Genomic DNA, 24,245 nt, shown 5'->3' on the forward strand with positions numbered 1-24,245 from the left:
CCAATATGAACGACCTTATAGGAATATCGACCGGCGATCCGGAAGGCATAGGCCCTGAAATAACGGCCGCGGCCCTGCTGGAACTTCCTCGCGAGATCTCGTCGAAGATCGTCCTCTTTGGAAAAAAATCCATTTTCGAAAAAGCATTCGACCTCATAGGCACAAAAATTCCCCGGGAAGTAGAAGTGCATGAATGCGTTGGAAAGGCGCTTAAGGACGCAGGCAGCATCGCACTGGCAGCGCTGGAATCCGCAGTTGATAGCGCCCTTTCAGGAAAAATCTCCGCACTGGTTACAGCTCCTGTCAACAAAGGCAGAGTAATCAGGATCGACCCGGGCTTCATCGGCCATACTGAATATCTCGCAAAACGCTGCGGCGTAAAAAACGCTACCATGATGTTCATCTCCGACCATGAAGAGAAGATGCGGATGTCTCTTGTCACAACCCACCTTCCGCTTTCGAAAGTTGCCGAAGAAATCGCTGCTGAAAAAATTCTAAAGACAATATCAATGACCTCATCAGCGGTTTCGAAGATGGATGGAATCGCCACGCCAAAAATTGCGGTGTGCTCCCTCAATCCCCACGCCGGAGAATGCGGGCATTTCGGCAGTGATGAAGCGGAAAAAATAGCCCCGGCGATCGCCATGGCAAATGCAGGGGGTATGGATTGCAGCGGCCCCCACCCGGCCGACGCCATCTTCTCCCCCCTTTCACGAGTAAAATTCGACGCGGCAGTAGCTATGTACCACGACCAGGGAATGATCCCCGCAAAGATTCTCTCAAAGGGAAGATGCATCAACGTGACCCTCGGCCTCCCCTTCTTCAGGACATCCCCTGGACATGGCAGCGCAGATGACATAGCCTGGACAGGATCTGCGGACAAAACGCCTATGTTGGACGCGATAATCGCCGCCCACAAACTTTCCCGAACTGACAAAAACACGGAGGATTAAATGGCTATCAAGTTTGGTACCGACGGCTGGAGAGCAGTGGTAGACAAGGATTTCATACCCGAAAACATAAAGAAGGTTGCGCAGGCCTTCGCAGACCTGTATCCCGAGGTCGAAAATACCGGCAAACCTATAGCGATCGGATACGACAAGCGCAACCAGAGCCCGGAGGCTGCGCGGCTGGTCGCCGAGGTCCTTCTCGGAAACGGAATCAAGGTCATATTCAGCGACGATTTCTGCCCTACCCCGGCCGTCTCCTGGTACGTTAAAAACAGGGGCCTTACCGCTGGCATAATGGTGACGGCAAGCCATAATCCTCCAGCCTGGAACGGAATAAAATTCAAGGAAAGCTACGGCGGAGCGGCATCTGGAGAATACTGCACCCCTATAGAGGAGATGATTCTTAAAAACGACCAGATCGGCAGAAAGCCCAAGATGAAATCTATAAGGGGCAACCCCGACTTCTCCGAGTTCAGCCCATTCGGCGAATACATGAATTCCTTCAGACAATTCGTCGATATCGAAAAAATCAAGAAGAGCGGCTTCAAAATAATGTTCGATCCGCTCTACGGGTCCGGCGGCGGGTACATGACGAAGCTTTTAGGCAGCATGATCACCGAAATCCACGGTGAAAGGGACGTAAAATTCGGCGGGCTGAATCCCGAGCCGATCCCGCCGCATGCAAACGAGCTTATGGAGCGCGTGAAAGCCGGAGATTTCTCCTGCGGCATACTCACAGACGGAGACGCAGACAGGGCCGGAGCAGTGGATGAAAACGGAAACTTCATCACGACGCACGAATTGTTTTCCCTACTCATACGCCACGTCGTCGAAAACAAAGGCTGGAAGGGAAAGATAATCAAATCGATATCCACCACCCAGATGATCGACAGGCTCGCAAAAAAATACGGCTTCGAAATAGGGATCACTCCGGTCGGATTCAAATACATAAGCCCTGCGATGAAGGACCCTTCGGTTCTCATCGGCGGCGAGGAGAGCGGAGGCTTCGGATTCCCGCGCCACATCCCGGAACGCGACGGAGTTTTTTCCGACCTCCTGCTACTTGAATACATGGCCAATGACAACAAGACCCTTGGCGAACTCGTCTATGATCTGCAGAAAAAATTCGGCCCGACCAAATACAGGAGGATGGACCACCACCTCGACCAGGACACCATCCAGAGGGTCAGGGAGAAGATGAACACGCTCGACATACCGTCAGTGTGCGGTAAAAAACTCGTTCACCATGAGACTATGGACGGACACCATTTTCTGTTTGATGACGATTCCTGGCTTCTCTTCAGGGCATCTGGAACGGAGCCCTTGATACGAATCTACGCCGAGGCGCCCAGCATGGACCAGGTGGAAGAGATGCTCGCTGAAGGCAAAAAGAGAGTGGGGCTCTAGAGGCGGGGCTGATGCCATACGAAGAAATAATCGTCCGCGGCGCGCGGACGCACAATCTGAAAAACATCGACATAACGATTCCGAAAAATAAGCTCGTAGTCATAACCGGGCTCTCGGGTTCGGGAAAGTCGTCGCTCGCTTTCGACACGATCTACGCCGAGGGGCAGCGAAGATACGTGGAATCTCTGTCGGCTTATGCCAGGCAGTTCCTGACGCAGATGGATAAGCCCGACGTCGACTCGATAGAAGGGCTCTCCCCCGCAATATCCATAGAACAGAGAAATGCCAGCAAAAACCCCCGCTCGACCGTCGGCACATCTACGGAGATATACGACTATCTGCGGCTTCTCTTCGCCCGCGTGGGGAAGCCCCACTGTCCTTCCTGCAAAAGGCCCATCTCGGGGCAGACTATATCGCAGATGGTGGACCACATACTCGGAATGCCGGAGGGAACGAAGTTCGCGATCCTGTCCCCTATCATCTCGGGCAGGAAGGGCGAGCACGCAAAGGAACTCGCCTCGCTCGCAAAACAGGGGTTCATAAGGGCGAGAATAGACGGCGAAACCGTCGAGCTCTCCGATTCTCCGAAACTCGACAAGAAGAAAAAACACGACATCGACCTGTTCGTCGACAGGCTCGAGGTCAAGCCCTCCATCAAATCGCGGCTCGCCGACTCGCTTGAGACGGCGCTCAAGTTCGGAAACGGAATCGTCCGCATCCTGCACGGAAAAGAGGAAACTCTGCTCTCCGAAAAAAATTCCTGCGCGTACTGCGACGTCAGCATGCCGGAGATAACGCCCCAGCTGTTCAGCTTCAACAGTCCCAAGGGTGCGTGTCCGGACTGCGACGGCCTCGGCAGCCGGAGATATTTCGACCCGGACCTCATCGTTCCGAACAGGAACCTGTCTCTGCGCGACGAGGCGGTCCTGCCCTGGCAGAGGATGAAAGCCACCGACAGAATCGAGCTGGCTTCGGCCCTTGCGCGCCATTACGGATTCGACATATACACCCCCTTCGGAGAGCTCCCGGAAAAAGTTCAGGAAGTCATATTTCACGGCTCGGGCGATGAAAAAATAAAGTTCTCCTACGACACCGGCGACGACAAAAAACACGTCTTCAAGGCCCCCTTCGAAGGGGTCATACCGTCGCTGGAAAAAAAGCTTCGCGAAGCGGCGACCCTATCCGCGCAGGAATACGCGGAACAGTTCATGAACATGAGGCACTGCCCCACCTGCAACGGAACCCGCCTCAGAAAAGAGGCCCTCTCCGTTCTTTTCGACGGCAGGAACATCAGCGAAGTCGTCGCGATGCCGGTCGGCGAATGCGCAAAATTTTTCCGGTCCGTGCGCCTCGGGAAAAAGGACGCTGAAATAGCCAAAAAGCTCATGAGCGAGATCATCGAGCGCCTCTCATTCCTCATAGACGTCGGGCTCGACTACATCACGCTGGAGCGTTCGAGCATGACCCTCGCCGGCGGAGAGGATCAGCGCATACGCCTGGCGACGCAGATAGGCTCGGCGCTCACGGGAGTTCTCTACGTTCTCGACGAGCCGTCCATCGGCCTCCACCAGAGGGACAACGACAGGCTGATCTCCACGCTCAAAAAACTCCGGGACATAGGCAACACGGTTCTCGTCGTGGAGCACGACCGGGACATGATGCTCGAAGCCGACCATATAATCGACATGGGCCCCGGCGCGGGGATGAACGGCGGGAAAATAATCGCCACGGGCTCTCCGGCCATGGTGATGAAAAATCCAAAATCTCTCACAGGGCAGTACCTGGCCGGCAAGATATCCCTTGAAAACCGCGGCGCGCGAAGATCCCCTTCCGAAGCGGCCATAAAGATCACCGGCGCGAAGGAACACAACCTGAAAAACGTAGACGTAAAAATTCCTCTCGGACTTTTTACGGCGGTCACCGGCGTATCCGGCTCGGGCAAATCGACGCTTATAAACGACACCCTGTATGCGGGGCTCATGCAGAGAATATTCAAGTCCAAGATGCCCGCGGGGGCCGTCGATGAAATAACCGGCCACCAGCAGATAGCCCGCGTCATCAACATAGATCAAACCCCAATCGGGCGCACTCCGAGGTCGAATCCGGCCACTTACACTGGGATTTTCACCCACATCCGCGACCTTTACGCGGAGCTGCCCGACTCCAAATCCAGGGGATACAAGCCCGGGCGTTTTTCCTTCAACGTCAAAGGCGGAAGGTGCGAAGCCTGCGAAGGGGACGGCATCATCAAGATAGAGATGCACTTCCTTCCGGACGTCTATGTGGAATGCGAAGTCTGCCGGGGGATGCGCTTCAACAGGGAAACTCTCGAAGTGAAGTACAAGGGGGCGTCGATAGCCGACGTGCTTCGCATGACTATAAACCAGGCCCACTCCTTCTTCGAAAACATTCCGCAGATACGCCACAAGCTGGAAACCCTGATCGATGTCGGGCTCGGATACATCGAGCTCGGCCAGTCTGCGACGACTCTGTCCGGCGGAGAAGCCCAGCGCATAAAGTTATCAAGAGAACTATCGAAGCGCTCCTCCCCGATACAAGCCGAGGGAGGCGTCGGAAAAACTCTCTACATACTCGACGAGCCCACCACCGGACTTCATTTCGACGACGTGATGAAGCTGCTGGACGTGCTGGACAAACTCGTCGCCGCAGGCAACACGATCGTGGTGATAGAGCATAACCTTGACGTAATAAAGTTCGCGGATTACTGTATCGACTTGGGGCCTGCGGGGGGCGCTAGGGGAGGCGAAATAGTCGCCGTAGGCACTCCCGAGGAAATCGCGAAAAACCCCAGATCACACACAGGAAGATACCTCAGAGAGGTATTAGGAGAGTGACCATGAAAAATTCGAAGGCTCTCGCAGCACTCGCAGTTCTGGCAATTACTCTCGTATTTCCATTTTCACAGGCTGATGCCGAAAGCAGGCAGATTAGCGCCCAAGGCGTTCTTCTCGACGGAACGCCGATATCGATGACAATCATCGCCGATGAATCGATGCGGGAATCTGCGGAAAGCGCCGTCTCGGACGCCATCTCCAGGATATCCTCTGTCGACCTCCAGCTGTTCTCGGCAGACGGCATCCAGGACAAGATAAACTCGCTTGGCAAATCGCAAAAACTCGAACTTCCGTTTGAAATTTTCGACATGATATCCAAGTCTGTCGAACTCTCAGCCCTCACCAAGGGATGGTTCGACATCGCAGCCCCCTCAAAGAAGGAGATGTTCATAAATCGCGATTGGAGGCGTATCGTTCTCGATGACAGCTCCAGATCGATGTCTTTCAAAAGCGACGGGATGCAGCTCGATCTCTCTAAAATTTCCAAAGGTTACTATGCGGACATGGCGATCGGTGAAGCCTCGAAGGCCGGGTTCTCGGATGCCATGGTGGAAATCGGCTCCGTGCAGAGAAACATCGGACATGATATCTTCACTCCATGGAAAGTCGACATCGGTTTCGGCGGCACCTCCGGCAATTTCGCGCACAGGGCGGCCAGCTATAAAATCAGGAACATCGCCTCGGCGACGGTCGGCGAAAACAGCCTTGGCTCCGGCCTGATAGACGGCAGGAGCAAGCTCCCCGTCGCTCAGGGGAAGATGAGAAGCGTGACGATCCTCTCGCAAAGCGCGGTCAGGGCAACGGCCTATGCGCTTGCCGCTTACGCCGTGGGGCCAAAGTACGCAATGCACTTCGTCAACAGGCATCCCGACGCAAAAGTTATCATCGTGGACAAGTCGGGACAGATCGCCTCCTCCGAAGGGCTCAACACCGGATCGACAAACCTTGTAAATAGGTGGCAGACGGAAAACACAAACGATGGCGGACCGAATGACCTCAAGAAAAAGGAACAGGAAGAAAACAGCGATCTGTAGCACCATCCTGTTATCGATCACAGCCGCTGCGCTCTTTTTCCTCCCCGCTTCTGCCGGCGCGCAGAGCATCGAGGAATATCAGCGCCATGTTACGATAGGCGGCACCATGCCCGTCTCCCTGATCATCCTCGGCTATTCGCATGACAAGGCGCAGATAAACCAGCTGATCGACGTTGTCGTATCCAAGGCAAACCAGGCATATTACAACATGGACTGGAGAAATTCGCAGGGCGAGGTGTTCCGAGTCAATTCCCTTGCGGGCGCCGCTCCGGTTGAAGTTTCACCGGAGGTTTTCGCCGCATTTCAGGCCGCGAAGAAAATTTCGGAATGGTCGGGCGGCGCATTCGACATCACCTATTACAAGGGAAGCGGCAATTACAAGGATATCCGGCTTAACGACTCCAGCAAGAGCGTTCAGTTAAAGAGCAAGGGGATGGAGGTGCGCTTCGACGACCTCGCGCAGGGGCTTATCGCGGACATAATGATACGCTACATCTACCACGCCAACATGCACAACGCGATGGTGAAGGCGGGAAGCGTATTTCGGGGACTCGGCCAGGGGATGCACGGGCCGTGGAAAATCACGATGGAAGAGGACAGCGGGGCATTCGCAAGACATGCGCTGAACCTGGTGGTAAGCAACACCGGCATAGCGGCTATCAGCGCCAGCGAATTTCGCGGCGTTGCCATAATAGACCCGAGAAGCAAGTCCCCCACTTACGTTCAGTGCAAAGGGGCTGTCGTCGTGATGAGCGACGCGGCGCTGGCCCAGGGAATCGCGAGGGCCGCCTTCGTCCTCGGCCCTGAAAAAGGAATGGAGCTTCTAAGCAAGTACGCGAAAGGGGTAATCGTCGACAACAACGGGAAGTTCATCCGCTCGCCAGGGTTTTGAAGATGTTCAAAAACTACCTCGCCCTGCTTGAAAAGGCCGACTCCTTTTTCTCCAAAGTCTTCAATGAAAACCCTTCAAAGATGAACTGCTCCGAGGGATGTTCGAAGTGCTGCGTGGACGGCATCACCCTCCTGCGAATCGAACGCGACAGGATCATCTCGCATCTGAAAAACAGGGATGAGATGCCCGTCAAATCCAAAACCGGGGGATGCGCATTCCTCTCGAGCGAAGGGCGCTGCAAAATCTACGAGGTCCGCCCTCTGGTATGCAGGACCTGGGGGATCCCGATTATATATTCAGAAGGCGACCCCTCCGCCCTTTCAGAGAAAATGAGCAGAGGCGCCGTGGCAAGCGGAGGCTCGGTCGTGTGCTGCGACTTAAATTTTCAGGAAGAGTTCCGGAAAGGCGCGCTCGGAAAGGAAATTATAATGAACGGCGACAGGATCCTGGAAATTCTCGTGGCGGTAAACAGCATCTACTGCAACAAATTGTCGGCCGATTCGGCTAAGCGATTTCCGCTCAGGAATATAATCTAAAACGCTATTCACCTATGCACAAAAAAGGGCCGGTCGATCGACCGGCCCTCGGCGTTCCACAGATTGTAATCTTATTTCAGCCCTCTCCTTAGCACCGCCGGAACGAGCGAGATCATCATGAAAAGAATTCCCGCGATCCCCTGCCCGGCCTCTGTCGGCATAAGCGCGCAGGAACCTCCACCATAGCCCAGCATATTTTCTCCAACCTCGGCAGGGGTTTCCTTATCGACTGTGTCCACAAGTATGATCTCTTCGTCACTACCACTGTCGTCAGCGATATCGACAGGTTTACAAAAAGAACGCGTTGGATCTTCATCGCATAGCGCAATGCAAACAGCAGACAGTCGGTGATCTGTAACATGCGAATCTTGAATTCCAGCTGCCATCTCCTCACACTTTTCCAAATCCGTTTTCACCTGAACAATAAGAGTCGGCGTCCGATATTCTTCTTCTAAGAAAAAGGGTTTCGAATGGCCATCAAAAGTAGCCGTCAACTTAACACTAAAGTTTTGATCTACGTTGATTCTATTATGGGAAAGAAAAATCTTACACTCAATCGCAGGTAAGTCCGCAAGAGTGGTTACCCCACAGATAGGAAGAAAAGACTCAATTGAAAGGTCGGTGTTAAACGCTAAAGTAGCCTTAATTTCAAAATCACTTAGATAGTCTCGTGCTAGCTCATAATAATCACAATCACTAACTACCACTTGTTTTAGGAGCGGAAAACTCACAACGACATGCGACATTTCGCCTTTTAGAAATTTAACGTCATAATCCGCGGGGTCGTCGGGGACAACCTTGCATCCAACGGCTCCCAGCATGAAGACCATCACCGCCAGGATCAGAAGTCTATTTCTCATGATTTTATCCTCCGCCATCAGACTATGCATTTATCACGCCAGTTATACGACTAACCGGCCTACGCTGGTAACATATTGATTTAATTATATTAATCTTTAAGGAAATATTTACTGCGCAGATGGGATGCCTCATCTGGTGATGCCAACGCCCCCCACTTGATATCAAATCGGGGGGAGAGCTCTCCAGGTCGATTAAACCGGTTTTTTCTAGCTTCTAGCTAGTTTCTGTTTTTCCCAGTCACGGTCGTTGCTGGATCCCCGATAGAACCATTCGGGGATGACACCATGAATGTCATTCCCGCGGCACTAAGCCGCCGCTACCGCGGGGTTCCGACCGTTAACCAGTTACGAGTCACGAGTCACCAGTCACAAGTCACGGTACCCATAGTAGTTGACGAAAAAAGCGCGTCATTTTATACGCTCACCCTCACCTCGGAGGATCGAATGTCTAAAAAGGGCGGGCTCGTAATCGCGCTGGGCGGAAACGCAATCAGTAAGCCCGGGAAACACGGCACGATTCAGGATCAGTTCTACGCAACCTACGAAAGCATGGAACATATCGCCGAGCTCGTGAGCGACGGCTTCGACAGGCTGGTGGTGACCCATGGCAACGGCCCGCAGGTCGGAGCCTCTATCCTCAGAAGTGAAATAGCCGCAAAGTCCACCTACCCGCTCCCCATGGATATATGCGTCGCGGATACGCAGGGCGGAATGGGATATATGATTCAGCAGGTTCTAAAAAACACGCTCAAAAAACGCAAAATCTCAACGCCAGTGGCCACGATCGTCTCGCAGGCGCTGGTCGATTTAAATGACCCCGCCTTCGAAAACCCTACCAAGCCGATAGGAATGTTCTACACCGAGAAAGAGGCAAACGAACTGCGCGTCGGCCGCGGCTGGACGATGAAGGAGGATGCCGGCAGAGGTTTCAGGCGCGTCGTCCCAAGCCCGAAACCGATAAAGATACTCGAGGTCGATGTAATAAAAGCGCTATTCGACAAGGGATTCATAGTCATAGCGGGCGGCGGCGGCGGCGTTCCGATAGGGCTCAACCGCCAAGGCTTATATTACGGAATCGAGGCGGTGATCGACAAAGATCTCACAAGCGCCCTGATCGCAGCAGAAGTGGGGGCCGATACGCTAGTAATTCTCACCGCGGTTGAATTCGCCTACCTCGATTTCTTGGGCGAAAATAAGCGGGCCCTGACGGAGGTAAAGGTGGAAGAGATGCAGCGCTACCTCAACGCGGGTGAATTCCAGGCGGGCAGTATGAAGCCAAAGGTCGAAGCCGCATTGAATTTTTTGGAGGGGGGCGGCAAGAAGGCCATCATAACCTCGCTTTCAAATTGCCTGGCGGCCCTGCACGGCAGAACCGGGACGCATATAACAAAGTAAGAGTAACGATCGGGGATGACGGCCTCTAAACTATTCGGAACAATCGTCATTTACGCACCGTCCAAGACTCAATTATTTATTGACACGACAGCCAAAATCCGGCTAACGGCCCCTTGTTTGTTGAATAATCGGGAGGTACGTGATGCCGGAAATCGATGAACTCAGCTTTGAAAACCCGGAAACCTGTCCAAATTGCGGAAACTTCGTTGGACACGATTCTGTCTGCCCGAACTGCGGGGCGATGCTATACGACGAAGAGGAGGATCTCAACGTCTTTGATGAAGAGGAAAACACCTGAGCCCCTCCCCCGCAAAAATACCCGAAAAACAGGGAAAAACCGTTGATCTATAATGGGTTAAGTGCTACCGGCACAGAACCCAGTCGGGCTTTTTTGAATTGCGAGAGTGGCGGAATTTGGCAGACGCGCAAGATTCAGGATCTTGTGATCGTAAGATCTTAGGGGTTCGAGTCCCCTCTCTCGCACAAGATGTCTCTCAAAAGCATTTTTTCAGGCGCCGTAAATTTTCTCGGCAGAACTATTCGCCTCTTCAGGGGCTTCGCCGGAGCCGTCGTCGGGCTTTGCGCGGCCATCTTCATCCTGATGCTCGGCACGTATTTCTACTTCGCCAGCGGACTCCCGGATATCACATCGATAGACAGCTACACCCCCCCCGTGATCAGCGAGGTCTTCTCGGACGATGGCACGAGGATAGGAGAGTTCTGGGAGGAATGCCGCATATTCATCCCTTATGAAGATATCCCAAAAATGGTGGCGCTGGCATTCATCGACTCTGAAGATGCGAGATTCTTCGACCATAAAGGGGTGGATCTTCGTTCCATAGTCAGGGCATTTTTAGCGAACATCCGCGCAGGCGAGATCACTCAGGGCGGAAGCACGATCACCCAGCAGGTCACACGCGCGCTGCTCCTTTCAAGAGAACGAAAACTGGCCAGAAAGGTTAAGGAGGCGATACTGGCGACGAGGATCGAGCACTATCTCAGCAAGGAACAGATCCTCACCATATACCTGAACCAGATATACCTCGGGAACCGGTCTTACGGAGTAGCCGCCGCAGCGAGAAACTATTTCAGGAAGGAGCCAAAAGATCTCACGATCGGACAGATTGCGATGATCGCAGGGCTCCCTTCCGCTCCTAACACATTTTCCCCTCTCAATAATCCTGCGGAAGCCAGAAAGCGTCAGCTTCATGTCCTGGGCAGAATGGTGGATGAGGGACACATCACGAAGGATGAAGCAAATGCGGCAGCTCAGGAACATTTCGAAATATATGCCGCTGGCGTCGATAAATCTTTCAACGACAAGGACGCTGCCTATTTCGTAGAGCACGTGCGCAGAATAGTGAAGGAAATTTATGGGGATGATTTCCTCTACAGGAAGGGGCTCAAGATATACACTACCGTCAATATGCCGATGCAGCGCGCAGGTGCGACGGCGGTGAGAAAAGGAATAGAATCCCTGGACAGAAGACAGGGATGGAGGGGTCCGCTCGGCCACGTCGCCCCCGACGAGATGGATAAAAAGCTCGCCGAAATCGACAGGGAAAATGCGATCTCCACCACAGGCGAAATAATAAACTGGCCCCCTGAAAGCGACAGCGCTCAATATCTCGTCAGGCTGATACCGGGTGAGAGGTACAAGGCAATCGTCTCCTATCTGGAGGAGGACGCAATAATCCTTAGAGTCGGAAGATTCCCGGGAAGGATAGGAAAGAGCGCCTACTCGTGGGCGCGCCCGTTTTCGAACAGCTGGCTTGGAATGGACGAAGGCAATTACGTAAGCGATCCGTCGAGGATCGTAAAGCCCGGCGATATCATACTTGCCGAATATGTTGCAGGCAGCGAATTCAGGCTGGCGCAGATCCCTATGATCGAAAGCGCGCTTATGTCGATGGATCCGCACACCGGATACATAAAGGCGATGGTCGGCGGCTACGACTTCGAAAAGAGCGAGTTCAACAGGACGACCCAGGCGATGCGCCAGCCGGGATCCGCTTTCAAACCCTTCGTCTATGCTGCAGCGCTGGACAAGGGTTACACGATGAACACGACGATCATGGACCAGCCGGTGACCTACAACGTTGGCAGAAACCAGTTCTGGTCGCCCAAGAATTACGATGGCAAACACAAGGGTCCCACATCTTTTATGAACGCGCTCATGTTCTCGCGAAATATTCCAACGGTAAAAATCACATACGACATCGGCACGCACTATCTTACAGCATTCACCAGAAAGCTTGGAGTCACCACCCCGATTGAAAAATATCTCTCGATGGCGCTCGGTTCCAACGCTGTCTTTTTGAAGGACATAGTCCAGGCTTACTCCGTGTTCCCAAATATGGGGAAGATGGCCCCCGCCGTTGCCATAGTAAAAATCACGGACTTGAAGGGCGAGCTCTTGCAGTCCATCGGCCCCTCCCCGGCCGCTGACGCTGCGGCAGAAAAACCGGTCAAAGACAAAAAAGCCGCCCCCGACGAAGGGGAAAAGAAAATCAAGGTCGGAAGCGCAGAGATGGTTTTGCAGGAAACCGATCTAAACCCCGAGCTCTTTCGCGAGGGGCTTGCGACGATAGAACGAGACGCTCTCATACTGACCGACTTGGAGGTAAAAACTCTCTACGGAGAGCAGATTCCCCCGGGCCACGTCATAACGCCGCAAACCGCGTATCTTATGACCCAGATGCTAAAGGCCGTCGTCGACGGGGGAACGGGTTCGAGAATACGCGAACTCGGGAAGCCGGCCGGCGGAAAGACCGGTACCACCAACGATGAAACCGACACATGGTTCATAGGTTTCGTTCCGGATCTGATCGCGGGCGTATGGATAGGATTCGACGAGGTAAAACCCATCGGTAAGAAGGTCACGGGGGGCAGCATCGCAGCGCCGGTATTTTTGGATTTCATGAAAGAGGCAACGAAGGACATGGAAGCGAAGGATTTCGAAAAGCCCGAAGGTTTTCCGAGCGGCGACGTGGCGAACCTCGCCGGCGGCTCCGCCCTGTTCGGCTCAAGGCCTTCGCAGGACTTCGATGCGGCGAGCTCCGGCGCCGACCGCGCAGGGCGCTTCTTCGAAGAGGATCTCGAGAGCTGGGACGCCCCGATCGACGATCCGTCGACATTAGATTAGGTAACCTCTGAAAAATCAGCAAATTCAGGGCGCCTCTAAAAGCTGTGCGCTTGTCATCCCCGAATGACGAAAAGGTCGTCATCCCCGAGTGCTTTTATCGGGGATCCCGCAACAACCGTGACTGGTGGTAGACGGCTTTCATAAGATAGCTTTTAGAGGCGCTTATAGCTAGCTTTTCAGAGATTCCTTAGATCAAAAGAGCTTCAAACTATAAACCAAGGAGCCTACAAAACACTCTAGGATATTCCCTGCAAATCAAGACCTGATATTTGACTTCCGGATACGGCCGGTCACAGAAACGCGCCAACCTCTCCTCCAGAGGAACCCCGTCAAAACCACGGGGAATATAATAGCGATTAATGACGTTCTTTCGAGTTTCTTCAACGACTCCTGTAAAAAGCTATTCGGCTCTAACTTCGATGGTCTCTATCACATCTCCCATCCTGATCGCATCGACAATATCCTGCCCCTCCCTCACCTTGCCGAACACCGTGTACTGGCCATCGAGGAAAGGGGTGGGTTCCAAGGTTATATAGAACTGAGATCCGCTCGAACGCCTCTCGGGATTCACCTCATCGCCCGTGCGCGCCCAAGCCAGTGCCCCTTTCACATGTTTGTGAACCGGATTTATCTCCGCAGGAATCGTATAGCCGGGACCACCCGCACCCGTGCCGGTTGGGTCTCCGCCCTGGACGACGAATTCAGGAACAACCCTGTGGAAAGTCAGGCCGTCGTAAAATTTTCCATCGGCGAGATATTTGAAGTTGGTCACCGAAAGCGGAGCTTCCTTCGGAAACAGATCGCACACTATCTCGCCCTTGTTCGTCTTTATAAGTGCGATGTAGTTTTTATCTGCTTCCACTGTAGAAACTTTGGGTTCCACCCATGTCGTACCACTGGCCATCAATTCCTCCTTCTGCTGGTTATCCAATTGTTTTGTCTCATCGGCTGGAGCTTGTTTCCCTTTGCAACCCGCGAAGAGAAGGACCGCGGCCATGAGAACTAATAAAGTTTGTTTCATAGCATCTCCTTTTTATAATGCCGGTTGTACAACATAGTGCGACTGAAGACACTTGAGTCATACCTACATTTGCCACGACAAAACAAGGAAGATTTTTTACATTATCGGGGGACACAAACGGCCGTGACTGGTGAGGGCTGTCATCCCTTGTGCGACTGTATCTTGATTTGTACAATTTAGCGCTTCAGGGACACAAAAAAATCAATCGACAGCTTTTTTGATCTTTTCCACCGCATCGTTAACCGCGCTGCACACTGCCCGCGATGATATCGTAGCCCCTGTTATTGCCTCTATAACCCCGCCATCCTTGTTGACCGCTACAGGCGCCTGCTGCTCGTCGAACTGGGTCTGAAACCATGGCCTCAGTCCGCCTTCATCAGGACTAGTACCGGTAATCACGGTTCCCCAAGTCCTTTTAGAATCGAGCGCCTCTACCTTATCGCCAAGCCCTGGAGTTTCCTTCTGGTACAAAACCTTGACCCCCTTGATCACGAAATTGAGATCAACCCCTACCATAACCTGTAGTACGCTGGAATAACCTGAAGCGGCTCCGGTCGCTACATATCCAATTGCATATCCACCCTTCTTCGCAATCCTGAAGGAAAACTTCTCGCCGCCAATATCCTTTGTGACCTCCTCAAAGGAATCGGCATCCGGTATCACGATCTTTAAGGCCTCCTCAACGAGCGCCTTTTGCATCGCATCCTTCTTCGGCTTTGTGACCGAATAAAGTGCCGCAAGACTCGCAGCCGAGATAAGCGCCACGATTAGAAGCACGATCGGGAATTTCAACCACTCAGGCATCTTTTGAGACATGACCTTTGACTCCAAAGAAACGCGGGACGGTGAGTCTGTCTATCACCCACACCGCTGTGTTCATTATGAGTATCGAATAGCAAACCCCTTCCGGATATCCACCGTAGAGGCGTATCAGCGCAACTAAAATTCCGCACCCGACTCCAAAAATCGTCTGCCCCTTCCCTGTAAGGGGGCTTGTGACCATATCGGTAGCCATAAAAAAAGCGCCGAGCATCAGCCCGCCGGAGAACGCCTCCGCAGTTGATATTCTTACCAGATCTAACCACCCTCCTTGCAAAACGACGTCCTTCCACAGGAATATCGTTCCACCAGCGCCATCCGAAACAGGAAGAAACACGGTAAATATCATGACTGTGGCTATATAGCTGAGCGGCAGGCGCCAGTTCACATATCCTTTTACGATCAGAAAAATTCCGCCTGCGATAAGCGCAAGAGCGGAGGTCTCTCCGATAGAGCCGGGGATCCTTCCGATGAAAAGATCCATCAGCGAGTAGTGCGAAAAAATCGTAAGCGGCGCTTCTTTCAAAATGGCGCACGGAGTCGCCTTGGTTACCGCGTCGACCGTTATATTTCCAAATAAATAGTTGGAAAGTATCGGCCACTTCGTCATCACGATCTGCCCGGAGTAGGCGGCCAGAAGAAATGCGCGTCCGGCGAGCGCCGGATTCCATATGTTGAATCCAAGCCCGCCAAAAGCCTGTTTGGCTATCGCTATGGCAAATACGCTGCCGATCACCGGAAGATACAAGGGAACATTCGGCGGCAGAGTGAATGCTAGAAGAAGGCCGGTGAGCGCCGCAGAGCCGTCGGAGACGGTGACGGGAACGCCCCTAAAACGCTGTATTGCGGCCTCGCACAGTACGGCGGAAATCATGGAGACCGCAACGACCATGAGCGCGTAATAACCGAAATATATGGCGGCGACTATCAGCGCTGGAACAAGCGCGATAATGACGCTCCACATGATCCGCTGTATGCTGTCCTTGGTCGCCACATGCGGCGCGGGACCTACCACCAATTTGCCATCAAAAAGTTGTTCAGACATATTTCGAACTCCCGCTGAAAAAGAGTCATTTTTTCTTCGACTGTTCAGACTTCCACGCCATGTATTCGGCCTTTGCCCTCTTTATATAGTGGACGAGGCTTCTATGCGACGGGCAAGCGAAGGTGCACGTCCCACACTCCACGCAGTCGAGCACATGGAGATGCTCATATTTTTCCACCTGCCCCGCCTCTATCGCAGCCACCATTTCAGCCGCCATGCCGTGCAGAGGACAAACCTCTATGCACTTTCCGCACCTGATGCACGGGCCTGGGCGATGAAGCACAGTTTTATTGAACGCTAGAATGCCGCTCGTTCCCTTGACGACTGGGATATCTGCCGATGGAAGCGCAATTCCCATCATCGGCCCGCCCATCACGAGTTTTTTTGTCTTTCTATCGACCCCCTGTCGAAGCAGAAGATCGGCGACCGATGTCCCAATCGGCACGACCAGGTTTGCGGGTTTTTCCACCCCCTCCCCCGTGACGGTGACGGCGCGTTCAATAAGGGGTTTTCCTTCACAGACCGCTTCGTAGACCGCAAGCGCCGTACCTACATTCTGAACAACGACTCCGACATCGAATGGAAGTTTCCCCGGAGAGACTTCCCTGCCGAGCAGAGCCTCTATTAGTTGCTTTTCCGCCCCCTGTGGGTATTTCACCTTCAGCATCTCGGCGGTGATGCCGCTATCGGACCAGACCGCGTCGCGCATCTTCTCGAACGCGTCGGGCTTGTTTGCCTCCACTCCTATTATCGCTTTTTCAACCCCGAGCGCCTTCATCATGATTCGAAGCCCAATGGCTACCGCCTTGGTCCTATCTATCATGACTCTGTAATCGCAGGTCATGTAGGGCTCGCACTCTACGCCATTGAGAATCAGCACATCGATGGGTTTGTCTTCGGGCGGAGAGAGTTTGACATGAGTCGGGAACGCCGCACCGCCGAGGCCGACAACTCCGCAATTCTTTATTATCTCCTTGATCTCTTCTCCGTCGAGGCTCTGCCACTCGCGTTTTTCAAGAATGCCATCCAGCCACTCCTCCTGACCGTCCGCCTCTATAACTATATGATCGCAGACCTTCCCGCTGACGATAGCACGCTGAACTATCGCAGAAACCTCACCTGAAGTAGGTGCGTGAACCGGGACCGACACATAACCGGAGGCCTCCGCAAGCACTTGTCCCTTCTTTACCAGATCGCCCACCGAGACGATGCTCTTCGCAGGCGATCCGATATGCTGCAAGACCGGCAGAATCAAAGTCTTCGGCATCGCGATTTTTTCGAGCGCCACGTCTTTCGACAGATGTTTCATTTCAGGTGGATAAACGCCGCCATGTGAAAATGTCTTCATATTTTTCCGATCCATTTTGCAAAGAGAGGGGCGATCACTGCTGCGCCTGAGCCTCTTTGGACTTTTTCACCGGCCACAGGCCGGCTGCCTTTCTAACTTCCCTCTGGCTGAATATCGCACCGGTCGGACACTCCTTCGCGCAGATGCCGCACGATACGCACTTTTCATAATCTATGACCGCCAGGTTATTGACGACGTGAATCGCGTCGAACTTGCATGAAGTTTCGCACTTCTTGCATCCGATGCATCCAGCCTTGCAATATCTGCGGACTAATTTTCCAGACTCGCAGTTAACACACCCTACGTGAACGAGCTTTGCAACCGGTAAAGTTTTGAAGAGGCGTTTGGGGCACACGGCGACGCACTTTCCGCATGCGGTGCATTTCGATTCGTCTACCACAGGAAAACCGTCAACCATGTGAATAGCGTCGAAGGAACAGGCTGCCGCACAGTCGCCGTAGCCGATGCAGCCGACGCTGCATTCCTTTGGGCCGCCATGAATGAGGTTTGCTGCCGCGCAGGTTTTTATTCCATCATATTCGAATCTGTCCTGCACATCCCTGCCATGGCACATCATGACAGCGACATCCTTCTCAACGGTTTTGGCCTCGACCCCCATGATGTCGGCGACCAGATGGGCGACGGCCTCTCCGCCGGGTATGCACCCCGTGATCTCCGCGCTTCCATGAACTATCGCCTTGGCAAAGGACGAGCACCCCGCAAGTCCGCAGGCACCGCAGTTGGCGCCGGGCAGGACGTGCTCCACGCTAACGACCCTCGGATCCACATAAACCTTAAAGACTCTCGACGCGATGAAGAGCCCTACCCCAAACAGCAGGCCCAACGAACATAGTATTATGATTGCTGGCAACATAACGCCTCACACAAAAGTTTTCAGAAAAATTCAGAAACGTGCTTCACAATTTTTATCGTCACTTCACCAGCCCGGCAAATCCCATGAACGCAAGCGACATGAGTCCCGTACATATGAATGCGATCGGCGCCCCCTTCATCGCTTCGGGGAGCTGAACATTGTCCAGCTTTTCGCGGATTCCGCTCATCAGCAGTATTACAAGGAGAAAGCCTACTCCTCCGCCAAAGCCCTGAATCGTCGTCCTGAAAAAGCTATCCCCCGCGTTCTGAAGCATCCCGAAATCGCTGATATTTAGAAGCGCCACGCCAAGCACCGCACAGTTTGTAGTGATGAGGGGAAGATATATTCCAAGCGCCTCGTACAGAGGGGGAAGCGCCTTCATCAGAAACATCTCTACCAACTGAACCAATGTGGCGATGACGAGGATGAAAACTATCGTAGTAAGGTAGGTGTAATCAAAATCGATCGGCGTCTTTCCGGCTCCCATAAATGAGAAAAATATATTTTCAGCAGAGGGGGCGAGCAGGTAGCGATAGACGACCCATGAAACCGCCGATGCCATCGTCATGACGAAGATGACCGCTCCCCCCATTCCCAGCGCAGATTTTATCTGTTTGGACACTCCTATGAAGGGGCAAAGGCCGAGAAATTTCGCCAATACGAAATTATTTATGAGTACTATCGAAATAAAGAGCATGAAATATGACTGCATATCCTCTCCGTTTTAAAATCAGACTGGTCTTGTCCGTTTATTCGCCCTTCTGTAATTCATCCACGCCATGATAAGGCCTATTACGACGAAGGCGCCTGGGGCCATGACCATCACGGCAGCAGGCTTGAAAAAAGCTTCGTTGGTGAAATACGAGCTTATCGTGATCCCCCAGATTTTACCGGAGCCCAAGACCTCGCGTATGAAGGCTATCAGCATCAGGGAAAGGGTAAACCCCAGCCCCATTCCCATCCCATCGAAGATGGATGGAAGTACGCCGTTTTTGGAGGCGAAGGCCTCGGCCCGACCGAGGATGATGCAATTGACGACTATCAGAGGGATGAAAATTCCAAGCGACTGGTTGAGCGCAGGCAGATACGCACCCATCACCATTTCAACGACAGTGACGAAGGTCGCGATAACGACTATGAAGCAGGGGATTCTGATCTTGGAAGGGAAGAATTTTCCAAAGATGGAGATCATGGCGTTGGAGCAGACAAGGACGAATGTCGCAGCTAGCCCCATTCCAACGGCGTTTTGAAGCGAAACCGAAACGGCGAGGGATGGGCACAGTCCAAGCATAAGGATGAAAATAGGATTCTCCTTGAAAAGGCCCTTGGTCATCTCTTTTAGCATGGTATCTCCTGCGGAATCGAAAAGATGCGCCCTTATACAAAAAGACTCAAGGATATCAATAAGAAAAGGGGGGTGAGGGGATGGCGACCTTTTCGTCATTCGGGGATGACACCATGAATGTCATTCCCGCGGCACTAAGCCGCCGCTATTGCGCGGGGTTCCGACCGCTCACCAGTCACGAGTCACCAGTCATAAGTCACGGTTGTTGCGGGAGGGGGTAGAATCCTGATCCCTGATCTTTGATCAGCATTTTGTAAGACTAACTTATATTCGAAAATAATCGTTATTAAGATCAGAATCAGGATTAAGATGAAGATGAAGATTTTGTGTTCCGTCCCGAAGGTCTATCGTGGCACCCTCCCCGTCGGAAGGCTGCAGGCGCTGGGAGGCAAGATCCTCACAATATTCAGGGTTTGTTGAACGGATGCAGACGTCATTTCCCATGGGGATCTCCTGATAACGACAGCTCAGAACCCCCGACAAGATGGGGCTCACCCCGCACTCCCTCATGGGCAATTTGGTGAAATTGTTGTGCAAAAACTTTCGGCCGTTTTACAGGCCGGATTCAGAGCGCAGTATCTCCATGAAGGGAACCCCACGGGAACCGTTGCTCGAAGCAAAAAGGACCGGATCATATTTTCCAATCGCAGCTACCGCCCTTTCAGAAATGCCCTTTCTGCGCTCAGCTGGAACCCCCATAAAATCAAGATACAGTCCGATTTCTTCCAACAGTTCCGGCGACCCCAAGGTGACATAGTTTTTACGATAGAGTTCCTCTAGGAACTCTTTTTTGCGGCTATCTGACCAGGTTTCTCCGATATCCGCAAACTTTTCGACCATGGCCTGGTACTGCCATGCGAGGCTCCTCATCTCCAGATATTTTTCGGCGGTCTCCTTGTCTACCTTCAGCAGTGCGTTCATAGGATTTGGCTCAGCCGACATCACAGCCCGAATTTTAGCCTCTAGGCGCCAAATATTTTCGATCGCAAGAAGGTCGATTCTTCTATCCGTGAAGTTTCCCCAAGCCAGATCCTTCACGCTGCGAAAGCGCTTCGAATAGTGTTCGATCAGCGGTACGTAGCGTGCAAACTCCTTGGCAAGCGCCTCGTTATACCCAAAGCGGTCATGGTTGGAGACCGGATTTGGAAGGTAATATACCGCCCTGAAATGGGCGTCTTTTTCGAGTTCTGGAGGGGGTTCGAATCTTCCTCGCTTCATCTCTATCGAGGACATTGCACGAGCTGCGGGGACTATTTTATATCCGCAGAATTCACCGTAGCACCCCTTCTGGAAGACCGTCCCTGCGATGAGATTCAAGGCGCCATGAACGCCGGGATTAATTCCTCTAAAGATTTTTGGAAACGAACCTCCCGCCGACGTGACGAAATTCCCAGCGGAAGTTTCCATCAAGGAGAGATAATCGACCTCCGGCGCACGCCTGAGCCCCGACTCGAAGGCATGGACATGCGCCCCTCCGAGGTCTCTCGGTATGCGCGACGGCCTTTTGATTGCGGGAAGTGCCGGGGTATAAATTCCGAATGTGGTGAGGCCGAAGCGAGGGGCCTCGTTCCCTGATGACAAACCCATGCCGACATCATTCGCAGCATCTCCCTTATTCACGAATATCAAAGCACTGCCGAAGAGACCGCCCCCCTGCGAATCAAACCTGAAATCGCGAGTGAGATAATATGCGATCTCTTCATCATGGACATACCTGTCCTTGAACCCATCGCCGTAAAAATTGGACATAACGACGTGATAACAATTCGGCCCGGGAACAGAAGCATCCCTTCCCAACTTCTCACGCATATAGGTCGGCATATATTCGCTGACATCGTAGAAGCGCAGCCCCGAAGGAAGCGCCGCGGGAAGATCCTTTGCCTCAAAGGCCTTGTACTGCGATGACCGAAAAAGGACTTTGAGTATCTCAGCATCCATCGACGGAGGAACTCTGGGATCGAGGCCGACAAAAAATGGTGCGGTTCCGATATTCGGATAACAAAACGCGTAATTGATGGCGCTTCCGGCAAACTGAAGAGCTCCAGAAGCTGAATTGTAGGATATCATAGAGGACATTTTTAACCTCCCTCGCAATTGTGATGAACAGGCGGGAGGCTAGCATCAGGCGTCGGATAATTCAACTGCTTAGCTAAAAATTATTGATATATAATTATAATTATTTAGATATAATTATCTGACTATAAATATTAATTATAATTAATGCCCATAATTTCCTCGCGACGGGAAACCTTCCGCCTGAACCTTACTGAGAGTGCAAGTGCCACAATCAACCAGACGATGATCAACAGCAGTGAAAGATAGCCGACGTAGCCGACCAGCCCCACCGCTATCACCGCCATCAAAAGAAGGGAGGCTCCCCCCTTCGCCAATCTGTATGAGAACATATCGACGATCGCCTTGCCCACCGTACGCTCTTCGTACGAGAGCGGGATATAGAGAATCTCCTTGGAGGATTTAAAAATCGTGTAATCGAATATCTTGCTCGCCGATTTTGCAACGACGGCGACCATAATAGTCGGAAGGGCGATAAAGGATATGACGTTCGCGCCGAGTATAAACGGAATGGCTACCAGGACCCCCGGAACGGTGGCAAGCCTGAGTATCGGGCCGGTCATCAGATGCATAGCGAAGGTCGCAAAATTGATGAAGGCATACACCTTGCCCATGAAGCCGGTGCGAAGATCCATATCAGGGTAGGCCGACTCGACCGCACCGTTGAACTGAAAATCGATCAGCGTAACCGCTATCTGCACAGTAAATATCAGCGCCATGATCAGCAGAAGATAGGAGCTTCGTCTGGCGATGGAAGCCGCCTCGCCCATCTTCACCCCGCCGCGATGCTCTACAAGAGGGGTTCCGAAGCTGGCCGATTTTGCAAACGGAATGCTGAGAAGCCACAGGATCACCAAAATCGGAATGGTGAAGGAGAGCGCCATCAGAGTCCCGAATTCAAGGGCGAGATAACCGATCAACAGATTTCCCGAGACGCTTCCGGCGGCGGCCAGCGCCCCGAAGTACCCGTAGAGCCACCTCGCGCTCTTGATCGGAAAAACCGAGTTCGAATACATGTAGAAAATTTCAACGAGTATTACGACGTAGATGTCCTTCAGAACATAGATCGCATAATCGGAATAAGGAATCCGGGCGGAATGTGCAATTATCAACAGCAAAAAAAGCAAGGCGCTGGCGAGAGAAACCCATCCGGCCATCGAGATCAGATCCGTCACCGCTATGAGCCTGTTGTAGAGATAGAGCACGCATAGCATCGCAGCCGCTACAAAAAGCCAGACGTATGGGAGGGACTCGCTGCCATGGCTGGCGAGGAAAAGGGATTCCGCTGAAGGGCGCACGATCGCATAGGACAGCATCATCAAAAAGGATGCGATAGAAAGGCCTGAAATTCTGATTTTATTTATACGTTCCAAATCGCGGCACCTTCATCAATAGATCCTGACTCTGTTTCTCCATTCATCACTCGGTTTTAGGCGATCGGCAAGCGCGGATGCCACCCACAGCACCGAGAGATCCCCCGTCTTCTCGACGATGATACATGGAAGTTCCACCCTGCCAGAGAGCTGGATCCCGGAATGAAGCCCCATCAGCATCACGGATGTCGCCATGGCATCGGCATCAGCAGCGCTTCCCCCTACTACGGTAACGCTGACGATGCTGTTTTCAACCGGCAGCCCGCTCATGGGGTTGTAGATATGCGAATAGCGCTTGCCCCCGATTTCGTGGTAGCGCTCATAGTTGCCAGACGTTACGACGGCGCAGTTTTCTATCTCGATCGTTCCGATGAGTTTCCCCTCTTCGAAGGGATCCTGAATTCCTACCGTGAGAGGCCTGTCGCCGAAAACGTAGGCATCCCCTCCAGCCTCGACCACACCCGCCAAGACTCCCGATGAAAGCATATCCTCTACAGCTGCATCGACGATGTATCCTTTGGCGATAGCGCCAAAGTCCAGGGAGAGACCCTGCTCGGCGAAATGGACCTTTTCTCCGTCGACGGTTTCAACCTTTCGCATACCAATGACCGATATCGCACCGGATATCTCCTGGTGGGAGGGAACTCTCCCCTCCTTCGCAGCCCTGTTCCAAAGGGAAATTACGGGGGCCACAGTCGGATCGAAAGCACCGCTCGTGATCGTGTTCCATTTTCTCGACAGGGAAATGATACTCTTCATGTCGTCGCTGACGTCCACAGGGGAGGAAAAAGCGCGCTCGTTGATCTTTGAAAGCTCGCTGAGAGGATCGTAAGCGCTAAATACCTTAACCAAAGATTGAACCCTCCCTTCGACCATGGAGATCGCCTTGTTAAAGCCGAGATAGTTTTTGCCATAGGCCACAACCTTAACAGGTATCGGCCCCATCGGATAGAAGGTAGCCTCGTACCTCCTCGGAGAGAATGCGAAGACCAGCACCCCTGCAACGGCAAAAAACGCGATGACGGCAAGAAAATGTTTCATCTTCACAATGGCTCCCTCCCGATCTGATTTCGGCTGAATCTATCCCTTGCGAGCACCCTGTCAAGAACGTATAGAAATCCGCCAGAAAACAGGATGGCTCCCACCTCCCTCGCATCGATGCAGTCGCACCCGCTGGGAAAGGAGGCTTCCATAACGGGCAGGGCAATGGAGAATATGCTGATTTCCAGCCCCACCCGCTGTCCTTGCATCGAATCCATCCATCCGCTATAGA

21 protein-coding genes and 1 tRNA gene are annotated in these 24,245 nt (G+C 52.7%); 10 read left to right on the top strand and 12 right to left on the bottom strand.

The genetic code is table 11. The features are described 5' to 3' along the window. Positions 1–5: 5 nt before the first annotated feature. From pdxA to GX659_00310, 6 genes are read left to right on the top strand one after another with little or no spacing between them, the layout of a single operon-like run. Positions 6–953 (top strand): 4-hydroxythreonine-4-phosphate dehydrogenase PdxA, encoded by a 948-nt coding sequence (gene pdxA / locus GX659_00285; GenBank protein ID NLD27230.1) that lies wholly within the window; start codon positions 6–8, stop codon positions 951–953. Continuing rightward, positions 954–2,357 (top strand): phosphoglucomutase/phosphomannomutase family protein, encoded by a 1,404-nt coding sequence (locus GX659_00290; GenBank protein NLD27231.1) that lies wholly within the window; start codon positions 954–956, stop codon positions 2,355–2,357. It begins immediately after the preceding gene. Positions 2,358–2,368: 11 nt separating this feature from the next. After that, positions 2,369–5,212 (top strand): excinuclease ABC subunit UvrA, encoded by a 2,844-nt coding sequence (uvrA, locus tag GX659_00295; GenBank protein NLD27232.1) that lies wholly within the window; start codon positions 2,369–2,371, stop codon positions 5,210–5,212. 2 nt (positions 5,213–5,214) lie between these two features. Continuing rightward, positions 5,215–6,246 carry a hypothetical protein gene (locus tag GX659_00300; protein ID NLD27233.1) on the top strand — a complete coding sequence of 344 codons (1,032 nt, stop codon included), beginning with the start codon at positions 5,215–5,217 and terminating at the stop codon, positions 6,244–6,246. Then, the gene (locus GX659_00305) at positions 6,203–7,138 is read left to right on the top strand and encodes a hypothetical protein (protein NLD27234.1); all 936 of its coding nucleotides are present in this window, start codon (positions 6,203–6,205) and stop codon (positions 7,136–7,138) included. The genes GX659_00300 and GX659_00305 overlap by 44 nt, the downstream gene beginning before the upstream one ends. Then, entirely contained in the window at positions 7,135–7,674 is a 540-nt protein-coding gene (locus GX659_00310; protein ID NLD27235.1) for a YkgJ family cysteine cluster protein, read from the top strand. Before GX659_00305 ends, GX659_00310 begins: the two co-directional genes overlap by 4 nt. 71 nt (positions 7,675–7,745) lie before the next feature. Here the strand turns inward: GX659_00310 and GX659_00315 are convergent, their stop codons facing one another. Continuing rightward, positions 7,746–8,534 carry a hypothetical protein gene (locus tag GX659_00315; GenBank protein ID NLD27236.1) on the bottom strand — a complete coding sequence of 263 codons (789 nt, stop codon included), beginning with the start codon at positions 8,532–8,534 and terminating at the stop codon, positions 7,746–7,748. Positions 8,535–8,978: 444 nt separating this feature from the next. Between GX659_00315 and arcC the strand changes: the two genes are divergently transcribed. From arcC to GX659_00335, 4 genes are all read left to right on the top strand, one after another. Beyond that, positions 8,979–9,929 (top strand): carbamate kinase, encoded by a 951-nt coding sequence (gene arcC, locus GX659_00320; protein ID NLD27237.1) that lies wholly within the window; start codon positions 8,979–8,981, stop codon positions 9,927–9,929. Positions 9,930–10,071: 142 nt separating this feature from the next. Continuing rightward, a complete protein-coding gene (locus GX659_00325; GenBank protein ID NLD27238.1) occupies positions 10,072–10,227 on the top strand; it encodes a hypothetical protein in 156 nt (51 codons plus the stop codon). Positions 10,228–10,327: 100 nt separating this feature from the next. Then, positions 10,328–10,412 (top strand) — tRNA-Leu (locus GX659_00330). A 4-nt stretch (positions 10,413–10,416) separates the two neighbouring features. Then, positions 10,417–13,074 carry a PBP1A family penicillin-binding protein gene (locus GX659_00335; protein ID NLD27239.1) on the top strand — a complete coding sequence of 886 codons (2,658 nt, stop codon included), beginning with the start codon at positions 10,417–10,419 and terminating at the stop codon, positions 13,072–13,074. A 400-nt stretch (positions 13,075–13,474) separates the two neighbouring features. On the opposite strand, the gene GX659_00340 is transcribed toward GX659_00335, so the two are convergent. The 11 genes from GX659_00340 to GX659_00390 form a co-directional block, all read right to left on the bottom strand. Next, a complete protein-coding gene (locus GX659_00340; GenBank protein NLD27240.1) occupies positions 13,475–13,978 on the bottom strand; it encodes a peptidylprolyl isomerase in 504 nt (167 codons plus the stop codon). Between the two features lie 318 nt (positions 13,979–14,296). Beyond that, positions 14,297–14,911 (bottom strand): RnfABCDGE type electron transport complex subunit G, encoded by a 615-nt coding sequence (locus GX659_00345; GenBank protein ID NLD27241.1) that lies wholly within the window; start codon positions 14,909–14,911, stop codon positions 14,297–14,299. Beyond that, positions 14,892–15,959: an RnfABCDGE type electron transport complex subunit D gene (locus GX659_00350; protein NLD27242.1), complete on the bottom strand. Its 1,068-nt coding sequence runs from the start codon at positions 15,957–15,959 to the stop codon at positions 14,892–14,894. Before GX659_00350 ends, GX659_00345 begins: the two co-directional genes overlap by 20 nt. Before the next feature lie 25 nt (positions 15,960–15,984). Then, a complete protein-coding gene (gene rsxC, locus GX659_00355; protein NLD27243.1) occupies positions 15,985–17,322 on the bottom strand; it encodes an electron transport complex subunit RsxC in 1,338 nt (445 codons plus the stop codon). Positions 17,323–17,341: 19 nt separating this feature from the next. Next, the gene (locus GX659_00360; protein NLD27244.1) at positions 17,342–18,181 is read right to left on the bottom strand and encodes an RnfABCDGE type electron transport complex subunit B; all 840 of its coding nucleotides are present in this window, start codon (positions 18,179–18,181) and stop codon (positions 17,342–17,344) included. A 58-nt stretch (positions 18,182–18,239) separates the two neighbouring features. Then, the gene (locus GX659_00365) at positions 18,240–18,893 is read right to left on the bottom strand and encodes an RnfABCDGE type electron transport complex subunit A (GenBank protein ID NLD27245.1); all 654 of its coding nucleotides are present in this window, start codon (positions 18,891–18,893) and stop codon (positions 18,240–18,242) included. Between the two features lie 18 nt (positions 18,894–18,911). Continuing rightward, the gene (locus GX659_00370) at positions 18,912–19,526 is read right to left on the bottom strand and encodes an electron transport complex subunit E (protein NLD27246.1); all 615 of its coding nucleotides are present in this window, start codon (positions 19,524–19,526) and stop codon (positions 18,912–18,914) included. A 552-nt stretch (positions 19,527–20,078) separates the two neighbouring features. Beyond that, entirely contained in the window at positions 20,079–21,602 is a 1,524-nt protein-coding gene (locus GX659_00375; protein NLD27247.1) for a hypothetical protein, read from the bottom strand. 131 nt (positions 21,603–21,733) lie between these two features. Next, a complete protein-coding gene (locus tag GX659_00380) occupies positions 21,734–22,972 on the bottom strand; it encodes a hypothetical protein (protein NLD27248.1) in 1,239 nt (412 codons plus the stop codon). A gap of 15 nt (positions 22,973–22,987) precedes the next feature. Then, positions 22,988–24,019, bottom strand: coding sequence for an FAD:protein FMN transferase (locus GX659_00385; GenBank protein ID NLD27249.1), 1,032 nt, complete (start codon positions 24,017–24,019; stop codon positions 22,988–22,990). Continuing rightward, positions 24,016–24,222, bottom strand: coding sequence for a hypothetical protein (locus tag GX659_00390; GenBank protein ID NLD27250.1), 207 nt, complete (start codon positions 24,220–24,222; stop codon positions 24,016–24,018). The genes GX659_00385 and GX659_00390 overlap by 4 nt, the downstream gene beginning before the upstream one ends. Positions 24,223–24,245: the final 23 nt, after the last annotated feature.

Source organism: Myxococcales bacterium, from assembly GCA_012513515.1.
In the GTDB taxonomy this organism is placed as follows: Bacteria; UBA10199; UBA10199; order 2-02-FULL-44-16; family JAAZCA01; genus JAAZCA01.

Excerpts from the sequence above, each read along its gene's own strand:
- uvrA (NLD27232.1), top strand. The coding sequence starts at position 2,369 with ATGCCATACGAAGAAATAATCGTCCGCGGCGCGCGGACGCACAATCTG.
- GX659_00365 (NLD27245.1), bottom strand. The coding sequence starts at position 18,893 with ATGCAGTCATATTTCATGCTCTTTATTTCGATAGTACTCATAAATAAT.
- GX659_00370 (NLD27246.1), bottom strand. The coding sequence starts at position 19,526 with ATGCTAAAAGAGATGACCAAGGGCCTTTTCAAGGAGAATCCTATTTTC.
- rsxC (NLD27243.1), bottom strand. The coding sequence starts at position 17,322 with ATGGATCGGAAAAATATGAAGACATTTTCACATGGCGGCGTTTATCCA.
- pdxA (NLD27230.1), top strand. The coding sequence starts at position 6 with ATGAACGACCTTATAGGAATATCGACCGGCGATCCGGAAGGCATAGGC.
- GX659_00335 (NLD27239.1), top strand. The coding sequence starts at position 10,417 with ATGTCTCTCAAAAGCATTTTTTCAGGCGCCGTAAATTTTCTCGGCAGA.
- GX659_00290 (NLD27231.1), top strand. The coding sequence starts at position 954 with ATGGCTATCAAGTTTGGTACCGACGGCTGGAGAGCAGTGGTAGACAAG.
- GX659_00325 (NLD27238.1), top strand. The coding sequence starts at position 10,072 with ATGCCGGAAATCGATGAACTCAGCTTTGAAAACCCGGAAACCTGTCCA.
- GX659_00375 (NLD27247.1), bottom strand. The coding sequence starts at position 21,602 with ATGTCCTCTATGATATCCTACAATTCAGCTTCTGGAGCTCTTCAGTTT.
- GX659_00340 (NLD27240.1), bottom strand. The coding sequence starts at position 13,978 with ATGGCCAGTGGTACGACATGGGTGGAACCCAAAGTTTCTACAGTGGAA.
- GX659_00360 (NLD27244.1), bottom strand. The coding sequence starts at position 18,181 with ATGTTGCCAGCAATCATAATACTATGTTCGTTGGGCCTGCTGTTTGGG.
- GX659_00390 (NLD27250.1), bottom strand. The coding sequence starts at position 24,222 with ATGCAAGGACAGCGGGTGGGGCTGGAAATCAGCATATTCTCCATTGCC.
- GX659_00350 (NLD27242.1), bottom strand. The coding sequence starts at position 15,959 with ATGTCTGAACAACTTTTTGATGGCAAATTGGTGGTAGGTCCCGCGCCG.
- GX659_00300 (NLD27233.1), top strand. The coding sequence starts at position 5,215 with ATGAAAAATTCGAAGGCTCTCGCAGCACTCGCAGTTCTGGCAATTACT.
- GX659_00305 (NLD27234.1), top strand. The coding sequence starts at position 6,203 with ATGACCTCAAGAAAAAGGAACAGGAAGAAAACAGCGATCTGTAGCACC.
- arcC (NLD27237.1), top strand. The coding sequence starts at position 8,979 with ATGTCTAAAAAGGGCGGGCTCGTAATCGCGCTGGGCGGAAACGCAATC.
- GX659_00315 (NLD27236.1), bottom strand. The coding sequence starts at position 8,534 with ATGAGAAATAGACTTCTGATCCTGGCGGTGATGGTCTTCATGCTGGGA.
- GX659_00345 (NLD27241.1), bottom strand. The coding sequence starts at position 14,911 with ATGTCTCAAAAGATGCCTGAGTGGTTGAAATTCCCGATCGTGCTTCTA.